Raw genomic sequence first — 15,139 nt, forward strand, 5'->3', positions numbered from 1 at the left:
TCATCAGAAAAAATTATCCTGATGATAAAGATCATCTCATTCAGACCTAGAGTAACTTCTGTTAGAATGAGAAAGTTGATTATCTGTATTACCGATTAGGGTGGTTATTTGCGATATCTTTCGTCATTTAAAACGTCATTAAAAATTTCCCGCTACCTTTTTCGTGCACTGGGTATCATGTTGTGGGCAATGGGCGCATTATTAACCATGTTTTATCTCATCAACATCTTTAATGATACTAAATCAGATATCCGACAAGAATATAGTAATAACTATACCGATTTATTGGGCTTCTTTCGCCAAACCTCGAGTACTATCCGCGATTTGCAATATTTAGCAGAGCGGCATCAAGAGCAACTCAATTTAAACCCTAAGATGAATAATTCTTTTTTTTATGAAGGGCCTTTTTCACTTCATAAATTAAGTGAAAGTGCCGATTGTGAATTATTCAAAGGGCAAACAAACAATTATTTTCGATCATTTAATAGTATTCTGTATTACTGGAAAGATAATACCCCTGCTTTACAAGGTATCAACCAAGTATTTATGGTTGGCTCTCATAGTATGTGTATGATTAATTTCCCATTGCGTGCATCACCTATTGATACTGAACTGTTGAAAAAAATGGTTTATGAAAATACACGTAATTACATTAATCAACGAGCTCAAGGGAAAGAGAGTAATCAATACTGGATAGTACCTGATGCCAAGGGGGATAGCGGTATCCTCTATGTCATGTCGCCAGTTTATGCGTCAGGGAAATTTATTGCACTCATTGGTATCGAAAGGGCGATCCGATTGGAGTATTTTTCACCTACGAAAGATCGCGTTATCTCTATTCATCTTTTAAACAATAAAAATAATCCAGTCTTAAGTTATCCTGAAGAGAATAATTATCGCAGTGTAAGGGATGTACCGGATGTTAGTGCTCCTTACTTTGGCTTTGATGATGATTTTAGTGATTTAGTTGCAAAACGTAAGCTACTTCCTTCTTCTTTTAGTGTGGTTTATTCACTACCATTAAAACAAATTTTAAATGAATTTAAGTTTACTATTTTTAATGCCATTATTTTAAATATCATTTCGGCGATTGTTATCTTTATTTTCGTTTGGATTTTTGAGCGAAAAATATTTTCACCTGCAGAAAATAATGCTTCACGCTTAGAGGAGCATGAGCAGTTTAATCATAAAATAGTCGCGTCAGCCCCAGTAGGAATAAGTATCTTAAGAATACGCGATGGCATGATTATTTTAAGTAATGAGCTCGCCCATAATTATTTTCGCTTATTAAGCCATAGTGATAAACAAAATATTCTCTCTATTATTGCTGAAAAAAGTAGCAATATAGTGGATGTGGTCACTAATAATCATAATCATTTGCAAATTAGTTTTGTGAATTCACGTTATCAGAATGAAGATGTGGCGATTTGCGTATTAGTAGATATCAGCGCTCGTGTTAAAATGGAACGCTCTCTACAAAATATGGCAACGGCCGCAGAACAAGCAAACCAAGCTAAATCAATGTTCTTAGCGACAGTCAGCCATGAATTGCGTACACCACTGTATGGCATTATTGGTAACTTAGAATTATTACAATCATTGACGCAAAATGAAGAGACTGCCAGATTATTAAAAACAATGGATAACTCTTCATCGCTGCTACTCAAAATTATCAGCGATATCCTCGATTTCTCGAAGATAGAATCGAAACAATTAAAAATTGACGTTAAGCCATTCAATTGTCGCCAAGTTGTCTCTTTTGTTATCTCTAACTATTTGCCGTTAATTGCTAAAAAAGATTTAGCTATTTACTGCTTTATTGAGCCGGATGTACCTAAAATCGTTAATAACGATCCGGTTCGTGTCCAACAAGTTATCTCTAATCTACTAAATAATAGTATTAAATTTACTACGACAGGATGTATTACTTTGCACCTGTATCGAGATGAATATTATCTCTATTTCGATATTCATGATACCGGCAGAGGGATAAATGAAAAAATGCTTCATCAGCTTTTTGAACCCTTCTTTCAGGTCTCGCAAAATACAGAAAGTGCTTCAGAAGGTACAGGATTAGGATTAGCGATTTGTGAAAAACTGATTAACTTGATGGATGGTGATATCAGTGTTGTTTCTCAAGAAAATGTAGGTAGTCGTTTTACTGTGCGGATCCCTTTATATGGGGCACTAAATTCGAGTGATGGACAAACCAAATATAATCTCTATAAAGAGAGTACTATTCGCTGCTTTATCAGTATTAAAAATCTTTATCTAGAAAGCTTTGTTGAACGATATTTAAGTTATGTGGGCTTACATTGTCAATTATTCACGGAAGTGACTCAGGTCTCTGAGAATGATTTTATTATCACCGATCATGATGAATGTTTAGATAACTCTTGCCAATTTATCCGTATTTATGAACACTATTTTGAGCCTGCAAAGAAAATCTCTGAGAATAATTGGTTATGTAGTATATAAATTAAATGAATTAATTAAGATTATCCTACAATTACCACAAACAAAATTAGAGTCTGATGACTCAGAGAATAATGCGTTAATGACGGATCACGATCTACAATTATTGACAGTACTCATTGTTGATGATCACCCTATCAATCGTTTATTGTTGACCGATCAACTGAAAAAAATTGGTTTTAATACCGCAACGGCAGAAGATGGCTGTGATGCTTTAGCCTTTATGCAAGAAAATCATGTCGATATTATTTTAACCGATGTCAATATGCCAAATATGAATGGTTATCAATTAGCGACAACAGTGCGTGAATTGAGTCGCACTATTCCTATTATTGGTGTTACAGCAAATGCGATTGCCGAAGAAAAACAACGTTGTATTGATGCGGGAATGAATGATTGTGTTTCCAAGCCAGTCTCTCTTACTGTATTAAAAGACGTATTACTCACCTATGTGGCATAATCCAACGGTTAATCTCGGAAAAGCGATGTTTTTTCATGGTAGATTTGATTGAAAAATTTCGATATTACAGTGATAAATATTGTTGCTAGGTTGCCGGCTCAGGATGATAGGGGAAGAGAGGAAAACATTTTTTTGTTGCCAACGATGTGATGGCGGATAAAAAGTAATAAAAAAGCAGAGAAGCTCCCACAATGGGTATGAGCTTCCTGATTTTATCTATACAGCATAGAGAAGAAAAGTTAACGGGTTAGCTTTCTCCGTTAATTTCCTTATCAATAGTGACTGATGATAGGTAGTTAAGCAGAGCGATATCATTGTCGACACCGAGCTTCATCATGGCTGATTTTTTCTGACTACTGATAGTCTTGATACTACGATTGAGTTTTTTAGCAATCTCAGTGACAAGGAAACCTTCGGCAAATAAGCGCAACACTTCACTTTCTTTGGGAGATAAGCGTTTATCACCATAACCATTGGCATTCACTTTTTCTAACAGTTTAGCCACGCTTTCAGGCATAAATTTCTTGCCTTTTTGCAATGCTGCAAGTGCTTTAGGTAGATCAGCAGGCGCACCTTGTTTTAATACAATACCTTCGATTTCAAGGTCAAGAACAGCACTTAAGATAGCTGGGTTATTGTTCATAGTGAGTACAATAATAGACAAATTAGGATAATGTCTTTTGATGTACTTTATCAACGTAATACCATCACCATATTTATCACCAGGCATAGATAGGTCGGTGATAAGAGCATCTGCATTTAATTTAGATAAGTTATTGATAAGTGAAGTGGAATCTTCAAATTCACCAACAACATTAACCCATTCAATTTGTTCTAAAGATTTACGAATGCCGAATAAAACAATTGGATGATCATCGGCAATAATAATATTAAGGTTATTCATGTTTAATTGTTACCTTGCTACAGCAACTGTCGGATCCATTTATCCAGTTGATTGATACGTTCTTTTATCTCTAATTCATTATGATTTTTTATGTCATCTTCTAAATATTCGCAGTTCTCTCTGAGATATTCTAAATCTAACATAGCAAAAACCCCTTTCAGACGATGAGCTGTCTGAGCTAGAGAATGAAAGTCTTTATTAGTTGCTTCTAAGTGTAGTTTTTCAACATCAATGGGAACAGTATTGATAAATAGTTCCTTATAATCACTATCATTCAACTTCTTCCTATAATTATTAAGAATTACTTCGTGATGATCAAGGTTATTATTCTCATTACGAATACTCGTTTGAGTTGTTTCGAGAGAAAGTTGTTCATTTTCTTCAATCAAATAAGTAATAGCCTCAATTAATGGATCACCGAAGTTATAGTTACACTTTATTAAATTTCTTGCTATTTTTTCAAATCCGGTAATAGAGCTAACTAATAATACTGTTGCTGATTCAGGATTATTATCCGGAGTGTCTCTAAGTATGATATCGTATTCTGAGTAAAGATTCTCTTTATTTTTATCAAAGTATGTAGCGCCATATTTATCAAGCTGTTGGCAGATTATTTTTTCTATTTCAGGGTTTTTTATGGCGAGTTTTGCAGTTATACCCTCTAATAATATGTCAAAAGAGCGCTCTTCTGTATCTATATGCTGGTATGGAAGTACGATACGGAAATGAGAGCCAATACTTTCTTGGCTTGTAATGGTCAAAGTGCCTTGTATTTTGTTACACAACAAATGACATAAATAAAAAATAATACCCGAGTTGGAATAATATTTATCACCCATAGCTTGACCTAAAAATGGATATTTAATATTAGCCAGATCTTGAGCTGTTAACCCATTGCCACTATCAATAATATCAATTACTATTTCTTCTTTATCATTATTTTTTTCTAAATTTAGATTGACGGTTATTTTTCCATAATTAGTCGTACTAATGGCATAATTAATCAATGATAAAATAATCTTACTTAATGCTGGGCCATCATTAAATAAAAGTAAACTAGGTTTAATATTATTATGGAAATAAAGTGTTAATCCCTTTCTTATCATAAATGGTGATGCGGTTATTAGAATAGATTCAACTAGCGTTGAAAGTTCAAATTCATCTTGATGTATTTTCCATTCTTGATTTTCTAACTTATTAATTAGCGTAATGTTTTCTATCCACTCAGAAATATAATTCGTTTTTTCTAATAGCAGACTCAGTAATTGTTGGTGAGTATCGTTAGGAAGTAGATCTTTAAATTGATATACCATCTCATTAATATCTTTAATTGGTCGTATGAGTTCCAATGACATATTGGATAAGATCTTGCGGCGTGCAATCGTGTTTTTTTCATATTCTTGTTGTGCTAGCTGCAATTTCTTATTGATTAATGCTTCGTTGTCTTTATTCAGAAAAATGAATAGAGCAGTATTATCGATATTGCTGTTGCTACTGGTGCGGATCTCATAAATTTCGTTATCAATGGCCGTTTGGATTAAACCATTATGTTCAATCGCCATCTGGCGGATCTTAGATAAATCGATATGAGGTAATAGTTTCTCTGCGTGGCTATTACTAATAATTTTGTGGTTTGATGAAAAATTATACACCAATAGACCAATCGGAAGATTAGAAATGATATCGTTAGTCATCTCTTCTTTGATGCGAAGGTTACGCGTCATCGAAATATAAGGGAATACATATTTATTACGAATATAGATATGGCCAAACACTGAAATCGAGATAAAAATGAGTAGGCTGATAAGTAACCAGATATTTTTATACACAATCTCATTGAAAATCGATTTTAGTGGATACTCATAAGATAACGAGTAGGGTATTCCTGCGATGGGCTGTGAGAAGATGAGTGAAGTCCCATCCGTTGATACCTCAATATTGTTTTTATCATAAACACTCTGCTGTCCTGTGGGTAATAATCTTAAATATTGAGGTGATAGCTCAGCAGGTAGAAAATTATTTATGGGTAAATCAAAGGCAATAACACTGGTCAGTTGCCCTGGCACATTAAACATGGTGCGGTAGGTATAGTAATAAATATTTTCTGTCGGCATTTTCCTAATGGGAGAAAGGCTCTCTTTTTCATCTAATGCCGTTGATTGCATTAATAGCTCAGAACGTTTGTTTTCAGCCGTTAGTGTTAAATAGCTTTCTTTATAGCGCAATTCTGGTTTTAGTATTGAGTGGGTAGTAATAAGGATAAGATCATTGCCTTTACCATTAAGATAATAGAGAGAGCTATAGTTATTACGTACCCCCCAAATAATTTCTAACGCGTTTGCAAAATAACCGGCTAACTGAAAGGTTTGTTCATTCGATTTACCAAAAACAATTGCGTCAACGGTCTGATCGCGTCCTTCAAGCCAATAAACATCAGAGCGTAGTTTGACCGGATTGATTTTTAAAGGCAGAAAGAGGGTTGGATCATTAATTTTGTTTGATAACTGGAATAGTTGGTTAGCGTGATAGCGGTAATCTTCAACTTGAGATGCAAACTTATTAGTCGTGTTGTTAATGGCATTTTTTTTACTTTCTAGCCAAGTATCAAAATAGCTATAAGCATATAGAAAAAGGGATATGGCCATAAACAGAAGAAACAGAGCATATAAGCGAGTTAATGTATTTGGCTTTAATTGGGTCAGTGTACGCATTCAGTTTGCGAGCCTTTAAGAAATGAAGTCAATAAAAAAGAAAAAATTGGCTAAACAACCATCAGTATTAAGTCATTATATTAACAGGTTATTACTTTAAAAGGGATATTCGGGTGAAGTTTGAGCAAATAAACAAAAAAAGTCATTTTTTTTACGCTGAATGCTAGACAGCAAGCTCAGAGATAGGCATAATTTCGCGCTATGGAAGGATGGCCGAGTGGCTGAAGGCAGCGGTCTTGAAAACCGCCGATGGGAAACCATCCTAGAGTTCGAATCTCTATCCTTCCGCCAGAATTCGCCGGCTTAGCTCAGTTGGTAGAGCAACTGACTTGTAATCAGTAGGTCACCAGTTCGACTCCGGTAGCCGGCACCATATAAGAGCCCGTTATCTCGTAAGAGATAGCGGGTTTTTTCTTATCTTTTTCTCGCCTTTATTCATCGCTTTTATCTGTAAAGCACCATCATCACAAAGCAAAAACTCACAAAATTTAACCACTAAATTAATAAGTTATCGTTTTTTAGGCAAAATTCGACTGAAGTTTAAGCAAACAAATAAAAAAAACATTTTTTTTATCATCAGGACTAGACAGCAAGCTCAGAGATAGGCATAATTGCGCGCCATGGAAGGATGGCCGAGTGGCTGAAGGCAGCGGTCTTGAAAACCGCCGATGGGAAACCATCCTAGAGTTCGAATCTCTATCCTTCCGCCAGAATTCGCCGGCTTAGCTCAGTTGGTAGAGCAACTGACTTGTAATCAGTAGGTCACCAGTTCGACTCCGGTAGCCGGCACCATATAAGAACCCGTTATCTCGTAAGAGGTAACGGGTTTTTTCTTATCTCCACTTGTTGGGATAATGATGATCTTAGGATAATTTTCCTTGATTGACTTATAGATAAAACTGCTATACAACTAAATAAGTTAATAAGGAAAGATTGTGAATACAAGACCTCGCTCATTAAGATCAATTCAAAATTGGTGGCGCTTTATTTAAGCGGCACCTAGTCCTATTTATCTTTGATTTATATAAATAACACTATTGCCGCCAGAGCGCGGTGATGTTGTTTATGGCATTTCTCTGGCGGTATTTATCCCAACTAAGGAAATGCAATGAACAAATATCTCACTGAAAATAAATCGATAGTTTTAACAGGGGATCGGATCACTGGACCTTTACATCTTGGTCATTATATTGGCTCTCTTCAGCAACGTGTCGAATTTCAGAATAAAGCGACACAATATATCTTAATGGCTGATATGCAAGGGTTAACCGATAATGGCTCAACACCTGAAAAGGTCAGTAAATTTCTTTTTGATGTGGTGGCTGATTATTTAGCTGTTGGTATTGATCCGAAACTTTCCACATTATGCTTACAATCCGCACTACCGGCTTTATCAGAACTGACTATGCTGTATTTAAATATTGTCACAGTATCTCGCTTAGAGCGTAATCCAACAGTAAAACATGAGATTTTGCAAAAAAATCTTTCTCGTTCATTGCCGGCGGGATTTTTAACCTATCCTGTCAGTCAAGCGGCGGATATTACTGCATTTAGTGCAGATATTGTGCCCGCAGGAGAAGATCAATTGCCTATGATTGAGCAAACCAATGAAATCGTCACCAAAATAAATAGCTTAATAGGACAACCCGTATTGACAAGTTGTAAGGTCGTAGTAGGGCAAGTCGGTCGTTTACCCGGTACAGATGGTAGTGGGAAAATGTCTAAATCCTTAGGTAATACGATTAATTTATCATCCACAGCCGATGAAATTAAAAAAGCGGTTTATTCGATGTATACCGATCCGCAACATATTGATGTTGCATCACCAGGTCATATTGAAGGTAATGTGGTGTTCACCTATTTAGATGCTTTTTGCCAAGATAAAGCCATGGTGACAGCAATGAAGGCTCATTACCAAAGAGGAGGACTTGGTGATATGAAATGCAAAGCTATGCTTAATGATATCTTACAAGAGCTTCTGCAACCAATACGTGAAAAAAGAGCGCAACTTATTAATGATAAAGCTTATTTATTACAAGTGATCAAAGAAGGGAGCGATAAAGCGAAAGAAGTGACTCAACAAAAGCTTGATGAAGTAAAACGTGGTCTAGGATTATTGATCTTGTGAGCTATTGTATTTAAAAAAGCTAACATTAGGCTTAACGGTGAATAGCAGTAAGCCTAGTGTTAGCACTATTCACTTTTTCATTCACTTTTCCTAAAGCGATCACCAGCCCATCACCGACCAATTAAAAACACGCCCTAAGATTTTTACTTCTTCTAAGGTTGATTCTTCATCAGGATAATCAATCGTATTATAGCTACGAATAATGATTTTATTATTGGGTAGGCGGTGCAAGATTTTAACTCTTAACAAGTCACCTTGCTGAATAGCGTAAATACCACCATCAATAATTTTAGTATGCCCTGTACTGATGGTTACAATGGAGCTGTCAGGAATAACCGGTGACATACTGTCGCCATGCACTTTAAAAGCAACAGCATCACTTGGCTGTACACCATATTGATTAAATGTAGAACGAGAGAATCTCAATAATTCCACCTTTTGATTATCAGTGGTACAACTGCCAAAACCTGCGGCCAATTCAATTGTTGAATAAAATGGGATCTCCACTTCATCTCGCTCTATAGGAGTACTATTATCCCAATCATTAACAGGCATTATTTCATTAACTGAAATGCCATCATTTTTCTTGGCACCTCTGCCATATTCTAACCATTCGGCTCGAACATCTAGCCACTGACTTAAGGCTAAAATATTCGTTGAGTCAGGAACGGATTCACCATTTAACCATTTCCAGACAGCGGGCGCACTGACTTTTATTCCTTGTTTAGCCAATGCCTCTGTAATTCTTTTACCTAACCCTCTACCCGCAATCCCAGAGTCTAGGCAGGCTTCTTGTAGTCTTTTTGTGAATGCTAACTTATAGTCATTTTTAACCACCAGTTAATTTCCTTTTCTATCTTGACGTGACTTTAGTTACATACTAGCATTAACTAACAGTTAATAAAAGTATGTTAAACATGATTTGTTAACTAAATTAACCATAACGGATAGGTTGAGTATAAAATAGCATTGAGTGCATCAATACGCTAATGGTGATTTAAGCAGGCATGTAAGTGCCCCTAACTTGTTGTGGGATATGGATAAGCAAATAAATCGTGACAGTAAATCAAAGGGAATATTGTATGAGATTAGCTGACTTACCTAAGTATTTTTCTCCAAAAAGTGTTGTATTAAGTGATGTTAGGACGCCTAAAGCTGTTGATTCATTATCCATTACGGATGTAATGGCTTCAATAAGCTTAGCGACACGTAAAGGGCGAATGGGAATAGAGCTATTTTTAGCGAAACACCACATTAACCGTCCCGAAGAAGCGATAGAAAGCCTGTATCAATGTGCATTAACTCAAGTTAACCAATATAAGATGATTGATAAGTTAGCTGAACATGATAAAGCTAAAGTTTTACATATTATCGCTGAATATGCTTTTCAGGATTATGCCAGAAGTGCAGCCAGCAAGAGAGCATGTCCTGATTGTGATGATGGCTTTATCGAAGTTGAAGTTTTTACCACCAAATGCCATGGTCGAAAAACAACCCAGCAGGTTACTCAAAATGCCAAACCTCATCTAAAAACAACCTCATCAAATAAACCTTCTTTTCGAGAGGTAAGGGAAGTAACACGCGTTATTTGCCCTACATGCAAAGGTAAAGCGGAAATTCGTTTAGCATGCCGTTGCCATGGACGTGGAAAAATTGTTGATAAAAAACAGACTGAATTACAAGGAGTTGCCGTATTTAAACCTTGTCGCCAATGTGCTGGACGCGGTTATCCTCGCCTTAAATTCAGCGAAGTCTTACAACAATTGCAACATGTGGTGAGTATTTCAAAAACGGCTGCTTATAGTCATTATAAACCGCTATTTGATTTTTTAGTGGCGGAATGCTTTAAAGAAGAGTCTTTATCAGATAAATTTCTACAAGAAGTTACTGTAAAATAATAATTTTCTATTTTTATTTATTTTTATGAAAAAATATTGTTGACTTAAAGGAAAAATAAGCATACTATAACTCCACAGTGAGAGATTTGTATCTAACAAGCTCTCAGCAAAATCTAAGAGGCCTCACTTTTGAAGTGGGGCTTTTTTGTTTTCAATATTTATCACTATCACACTGACCATTATATAAGCTTGGCGAGTTAATCGATCTCACTGCCAATAGGTTTATGTTATGGCATTTTTTATACTACGCTTTTATCTAATTTATTAGATAAATAAAACCGTCAATATATTCATATTAGCCTTGTGATTAAAATTAGATATGAAGAATGAATATATTATTAATGACATTTCCTCTGATTGGAGGTAAGCCATAAGAAATAATGAAAGAAAATCCAGATCTATGGGAACAAATATGCATTGTTCTTTATTCAATGAAAGAGCAAGGTATATCAGCCTTACTCGCTGGGGGAATGGCTATTCTTCGAAGTTTATATAACGCAGGAGGATGGAAAAAAACTTTTTTAGATGGACTGATGTGTGCAATGTTTGCTTGGTTTATCAAAGATATTCTCCTTTTATTTAGTATTAATCATCAATTTGCTTACTTAGCCAGTGTCTTTATTGGTTATGTAGGCATTGAACCTGTAAGCAAACTTCTTATCAGGAAAAATAGGAGTTAAAAATGGCTAAAATAGCGCGGGGTGAACGTAATAATAACCCAGGTAATATACGCCATGGTGCAAAATGGCAAGGATTAGCAAGCACGCAAACAGATAAAGATTTTTGTCAATTTATTTCACCAGAATATGGCATCAGAGCAATTTATAAATTAATTCAAACCTATCAAAATAAATATGGTTTAAATACAATTAAATCTATTATTTATCGCTATGCACCACCTAATGAGAATAATACATTAGGTTATATTGAGCGCGTATCAAAAGAAATAGGGATTGAAAGTAATAAACCTATTGATACCCAAATAAAAAAAGTTTGTATATCTTTATCTATAGCCATTATTAATATTGAACTGGGTTATCAACCCTATGCCAAAAAAGTATTTGAAGATGCTTGGTTGTTATTATGAACTATCTTACAAAAATCATAATAATCATTATGTTATGTTTAATTGCTGGACTTTTTTGGGTTATTGATAGAAATAAAATATTAAAACAAAAATATGTGAAAATTAATGAAACACTGACGCAACAGATTGTAGAAAACAAAAACTATCAATTAAGAATAAAGCAATTATATCAAATGGATACTCAACGTTTACAGGAGTTAGCCAGTGCCAAGAGCGAAATTAACCGGTTGCGTAGTTATGCTGAGCGTGATCCTGAGCGGGTGTACATCAGAGCCAGTTGTGCAACAAACGACGCCAATTCCACCCCCCGCGTGGATGATGCAACCCGCGCCAGACCTACTGACGCCGCTATCCGAAATTATTGGATACTCAGAGAAAGAATTGCTCAGTCAGAGTCCATCATCTTAGGTCTACAAGGTTATATTCGCCAAGAGTGTATTAATTAAAGTGATTAAAAAGGAGTGTAAAATAAAGGAGATGAAATGAATGATAATGATATTAATAAAGCTATTCGAGAGCAATTAATAAAACAATTAATAAAAACAGATATCAATGCTGAAGTTATTACAGGATATCAACCGGAAGGAATCACTGATAATAATATTATTATGTTTTTTCCTATTAAGGAGGTGAGCCAAGGTTGGCAGAAAAGAAGTTATGATGTTCAAGGTAATAATGCCAATCACACTGAACAACAACTTGTTGAGTTAACTTATCAAGTTCAGAGCTTTACTAAAAAACAATCTGATTTTACTGCAGGTGATTTAATTAGAACAACGCGAATGATCATTCATTCGCTGCCTTTTATTGAATCAATGAGAAAAAAAGGAATAGGAATACAACGTGCGACAGAAATTAGGCGTGCGCCAATAATTAATGAAGGAAATAGCTATGAACATAATCCTTCATTTGATTTTAATGTCACTTTTCCCAGCTCGTTATCTCTAAACACTGCAGCTACACATTTACTTATATCTAATCTATCTCGTATTTAAGGATAAATATGTCTATTAAACAAACACGCTATGTTGATATTGCGAGTGCGGTGATTGGTGCCTCTACTGCACCAATGCGTAAACTGACCGCACGTATTTTTTCAACAAACCCTAAAATTCCAGCAGGGAAAGTACTCGAATTTACTTCTGGTCAAGTTGATGCGTTTTTGGGAGCTGATTCTCCAGAAGCGCAATTTGCCCGCCAATATTTTAGTTATGTGAGTCCGGCTCCCGTCAGCAAGCCTAAAGAGCTACAGATTGCCTCTTATGAGCCAATGGGACGAGCGCCAACACTCTTTGGTGGGCCGGTTGCCACACTGGATAAATTAAAGCTGATTGAAGAGGGTGAGTTAACGCTGGTGATTGGCGATGTGACCAAAAAAATCAGCAAGCTCTCTCTTCAAGACGTGACGTCCTATAGTGATATTGCATCTTTAATTCAAGCAAAACTCAATGCTGAAAGTGAGCCACAATTTGCCAGTTGTTATGTGACTTTTAATGCTATGGATAGTGCTTTCTTAATCAGCGGCGGTGTGCAAGAAAAAGCGCAGATTAGCGTCAACAACTCACCTCTTGCTGATGCCTTAGGGTTAAGTCAGGGACAAACTTCTGAGGGTAATGCATCACAGACTGCCCTTGAAGCATTTATGGCTGCAGAAGCTATTTCTGACTCATTTGGTAGTGCAACATTTTTAACCGAACTATCTATTGAGCAAAGTGTGGAACTGGCTGAATACGTAGCAGGTGAAAATGTCAAATACCAACTTTATTTATCGGTGCCAGATCAACAAGCTGAAATGTACAGCAAGGCATTAATGAATACCGCATCGACAGGGTTGAATTTAAAAACCGAGGAAAACTTTTTTGTGCAAGCGTTGCCTATGGCGATTATGGCAGCAACAGATTTTGAGCGTACTAATGCCACCACCAATTACATGTATCGACAATTTGGTATTACATTCCCATCGCAAGTTACCACAGATATGGCGGCCGATCGCTTAGATAAATTGCGCGTGAACTATTATGGTGAAACGGCGGTATCTGGCTCTGAGATCAGCTTCTATCAACGTGGCTTTTTATGTGGTAATGGTGCTAATCCAGTAGATATGAGCGTACATGCCAATGAGCAATGGCTAAAAGCGTATATTGCACAGCAGTGGCTTAGTTTACTACTGTCAACACGCGGTATTCCTGCGAATAAAGATGGTGAAGCAAGAGCGATGATGATCATTGCTGGGGCAGTAACAAAGGCATTAAATAACGGCACTATTCAAACGGGTAAGGCATTAACAGAAGTACAAAAAATCGCAATTACAGATGCGGCAGGTGATGATTTAGCGTGGCACGATGTACAAAACAAAGGTTATTGGTACAACGCTGAAATCGTTGAACAAACAGGGCCAGGGAATTTACCGGAATACACCATGAAATATGTATTGATTTACGGTAAAGGCGATTGGGTTCGTAAAGTTGAAGGCTCACATAATTTAGTTTAAGGAATAAACAATGAACGATATTTCAGCAACAGGCTTAAGCCTTATTATTCAAGCAAGTAAAACATTTCCAGCGGGTATTCCGATCACCACCTTTTCTGATGAAGGTGATCCTTTAGATTTACCGACAGTTAATATTACACAAACAGCGGTAGATATTAATGGTAATTTGGTCAGTTGGTCTTCACCAACACCTCAAACGGTCACCATTAATGTGTTAGCGGGAAGTGAAGAAGACGAAAATCTAGCTATTTTGTTTGATGCTAATACGGCAAGACGGGGACGACGTCCTGCCAGTGATGTGATTACTTTAGTCGCTTCTTATGGAGATGGCTCTATTACCACGGCACGTAATGGACGTATTACTGGCGGTTGCCGAGGTAATTCAGTCGCAGGGGTAGGACGCCTTAAATCTAAGCAGTACACTTTTATTTTCCAAGATTTTGACTGTGTTAGAGCGCGTTAATTATTAATCTTACTTTTTATCATGGCGACTTCGGTCGCCTTTTTTTATGGAGTTTTTATATGTTGATTAAACCAAAAGAGATCACGGTGATTGATAGTGATCGTCAACAGCATACCTTTATTATTAGCCGGTTACCCGCCACAATTGGACGAGAGATCTTGGCTAAATACCCATTATCAAATGCCCCTAAAATCGGTGATTATGAAGTCAGTAAAGAGGCCATGTTAAAGATGATGGCGTATGTTGCTGTAGAAAAAGAAGGCCAAGAAATTTATTTAAAAACCAGTACATTAATTGATAATCACGTCCCTGATGGGGAAGCGTTAATTCGTCTTGAATTAGAAATGTTAAAGTACAACACCAGTTTTTTCGGCAACGGCGGGAGCCAAAATTTCCTTCAATACCTATTAGGCAAGCTCAGCGGTTCTCTCCCGTCGATTATAAAAACGCTGATGGCTTCTTTGCCGTCATCATCTCAGCCGGCTTCGCCTCTTTCACAGAACTCAAAACAACCATAGATTT

At 36.4% G+C, this 15,139-nt stretch carries 12 protein-coding genes, 4 tRNA genes and 1 pseudogene; 14 read left to right on the plus strand and 3 right to left on the minus strand.

What is annotated here, in order from left to right; all coding sequences use genetic code 11:
- The first annotated feature begins 168 nt into the window (after window positions 1-168).
- Window positions 169-2,935: pseudogene (rcsC, locus tag ACYUCW_RS05830) on the plus strand (two-component system sensor histidine kinase RcsC).
- 247 nt (window positions 2,936-3,182) lie between these two features.
- Here rcsC and rcsB read toward each other — a convergent pair.
- Together rcsB and rcsD are read right to left on the minus strand one after the other, a co-directional pair.
- Window positions 3,183-3,839: a response regulator transcription factor RcsB gene (gene rcsB / locus ACYUCW_RS05835; RefSeq protein ID WP_004243646.1), complete on the minus strand. Its 657-nt coding sequence runs from the start codon at window positions 3,837-3,839 to the stop codon at window positions 3,183-3,185.
- Window positions 3,840-3,856: 17 nt separating this feature from the next.
- Window positions 3,857-6,550, minus strand: a complete 2,694-nt coding sequence (gene rcsD, locus ACYUCW_RS05840; protein WP_460408270.1) for a phosphotransferase RcsD — start codon at window positions 6,548-6,550, stop codon at window positions 3,857-3,859.
- Between the two features lie 203 nt (window positions 6,551-6,753).
- On the opposite strand from rcsD, the gene ACYUCW_RS05845 reads away from it, so the two are divergent.
- The 5 genes from ACYUCW_RS05845 to trpS all read left to right on the plus strand — a co-directional run bounded on the left by ACYUCW_RS05845 (window position 6,754) and on the right by trpS (window position 8,678).
- A tRNA-Ser gene (locus tag ACYUCW_RS05845) sits at window positions 6,754-6,841 on the plus strand.
- Window positions 6,842-6,847: 6 nt separating this feature from the next.
- Window positions 6,848-6,923 (plus strand) — tRNA-Thr (locus ACYUCW_RS05850).
- Window positions 6,924-7,172: 249 nt separating this feature from the next.
- Window positions 7,173-7,260: transfer RNA gene (locus ACYUCW_RS05855), tRNA-Ser, on the plus strand.
- 6 nt (window positions 7,261-7,266) lie between these two features.
- Window positions 7,267-7,342, plus strand: a tRNA-Thr gene (locus ACYUCW_RS05860).
- Between the two features lie 316 nt (window positions 7,343-7,658).
- Complete coding sequence (trpS, locus tag ACYUCW_RS05865) at window positions 7,659-8,678, plus strand: tryptophan--tRNA ligase (protein WP_036907807.1); 1,020 nt, start codon at window positions 7,659-7,661, stop codon at window positions 8,676-8,678.
- 99 nt (window positions 8,679-8,777) lie between these two features.
- On the opposite strand, the gene ACYUCW_RS05870 is transcribed toward trpS, so the two are convergent.
- Window positions 8,778-9,515, minus strand: a complete 738-nt coding sequence (locus tag ACYUCW_RS05870; protein ID WP_004248370.1) for a LexA family transcriptional regulator — start codon at window positions 9,513-9,515, stop codon at window positions 8,778-8,780.
- A gap of 245 nt (window positions 9,516-9,760) precedes the next feature.
- Here ACYUCW_RS05870 and ACYUCW_RS05875 point away from each other — a divergent pair, with 245 nt between their 5' ends.
- The 8 genes from ACYUCW_RS05875 to ACYUCW_RS05910 all read left to right on the plus strand — a co-directional run bounded on the left by ACYUCW_RS05875 (window position 9,761) and on the right by ACYUCW_RS05910 (window position 15,135).
- On the plus strand, window positions 9,761-10,576 hold the full coding sequence (locus ACYUCW_RS05875) for an antitermination protein Q (RefSeq protein ID WP_004248368.1): 816 nt from the start codon (window positions 9,761-9,763) through the stop codon (window positions 10,574-10,576).
- Window positions 10,577-10,956: 380 nt separating this feature from the next.
- The gene (locus ACYUCW_RS05880; RefSeq protein WP_004248367.1) at window positions 10,957-11,256 is read left to right on the plus strand and encodes a phage holin, lambda family; all 300 of its coding nucleotides are present in this window, start codon (window positions 10,957-10,959) and stop codon (window positions 11,254-11,256) included.
- 2 nt (window positions 11,257-11,258) lie between these two features.
- A complete protein-coding gene (locus ACYUCW_RS05885) occupies window positions 11,259-11,663 on the plus strand; it encodes a hypothetical protein (RefSeq protein WP_017628006.1) in 405 nt (134 codons plus the stop codon).
- Window positions 11,660-12,109 carry a lysis system i-spanin subunit Rz gene (locus tag ACYUCW_RS05890; protein WP_036918597.1) on the plus strand — a complete coding sequence of 150 codons (450 nt, stop codon included), beginning with the start codon at window positions 11,660-11,662 and terminating at the stop codon, window positions 12,107-12,109. Before ACYUCW_RS05885 ends, ACYUCW_RS05890 begins: the two co-directional genes overlap by 4 nt.
- A 36-nt stretch (window positions 12,110-12,145) precedes the next feature.
- Window positions 12,146-12,658 carry a phage gateway protein gene (locus ACYUCW_RS05895; RefSeq protein ID WP_074924010.1) on the plus strand — a complete coding sequence of 171 codons (513 nt, stop codon included), beginning with the start codon at window positions 12,146-12,148 and terminating at the stop codon, window positions 12,656-12,658.
- Window positions 12,659-12,666: 8 nt separating this feature from the next.
- Window positions 12,667-14,154 carry a DUF3383 domain-containing protein gene (locus ACYUCW_RS05900; RefSeq protein ID WP_004248362.1) on the plus strand — a complete coding sequence of 496 codons (1,488 nt, stop codon included), beginning with the start codon at window positions 12,667-12,669 and terminating at the stop codon, window positions 14,152-14,154.
- Between the two features lie 10 nt (window positions 14,155-14,164).
- Window positions 14,165-14,617: a phage tail fiber protein gene (locus ACYUCW_RS05905; protein WP_460408271.1), complete on the plus strand. Its 453-nt coding sequence runs from the start codon at window positions 14,165-14,167 to the stop codon at window positions 14,615-14,617.
- Between the two features lie 59 nt (window positions 14,618-14,676).
- Window positions 14,677-15,135: a hypothetical protein gene (locus tag ACYUCW_RS05910; RefSeq protein ID WP_004243627.1), complete on the plus strand. Its 459-nt coding sequence runs from the start codon at window positions 14,677-14,679 to the stop codon at window positions 15,133-15,135.
- The last annotated feature ends 4 nt before the right edge of the window (window positions 15,136-15,139 follow it).

The organism is Proteus sp. MB838 (genome assembly GCF_054767435.1).

Coding starts and splice junctions, on each gene's coding strand:
- ACYUCW_RS05880 (WP_004248367.1), top strand. CDS start 10,957: ATGAAAGAAAATCCAGATCTATGGGAACAAATATGCATTGTTCTTTAT.
- ACYUCW_RS05895 (WP_074924010.1), top strand. CDS start 12,146: ATGAATGATAATGATATTAATAAAGCTATTCGAGAGCAATTAATAAAA.
- ACYUCW_RS05900 (WP_004248362.1), top strand. CDS start 12,667: ATGTCTATTAAACAAACACGCTATGTTGATATTGCGAGTGCGGTGATT.
- ACYUCW_RS05890 (WP_036918597.1), top strand. CDS start 11,660: ATGAACTATCTTACAAAAATCATAATAATCATTATGTTATGTTTAATT.
- ACYUCW_RS05910 (WP_004243627.1), top strand. CDS start 14,677: ATGTTGATTAAACCAAAAGAGATCACGGTGATTGATAGTGATCGTCAA.
- ACYUCW_RS05905 (WP_460408271.1), top strand. CDS start 14,165: ATGAACGATATTTCAGCAACAGGCTTAAGCCTTATTATTCAAGCAAGT.
- rcsD (WP_460408270.1), bottom strand. CDS start 6,550: ATGCGTACACTGACCCAATTAAAGCCAAATACATTAACTCGCTTATAT.
- trpS (WP_036907807.1), top strand. CDS start 7,659: ATGAACAAATATCTCACTGAAAATAAATCGATAGTTTTAACAGGGGAT.
- ACYUCW_RS05875 (WP_004248368.1), top strand. CDS start 9,761: ATGAGATTAGCTGACTTACCTAAGTATTTTTCTCCAAAAAGTGTTGTA.
- ACYUCW_RS05885 (WP_017628006.1), top strand. CDS start 11,259: ATGGCTAAAATAGCGCGGGGTGAACGTAATAATAACCCAGGTAATATA.
- rcsB (WP_004243646.1), bottom strand. CDS start 3,839: ATGAATAACCTTAATATTATTATTGCCGATGATCATCCAATTGTTTTA.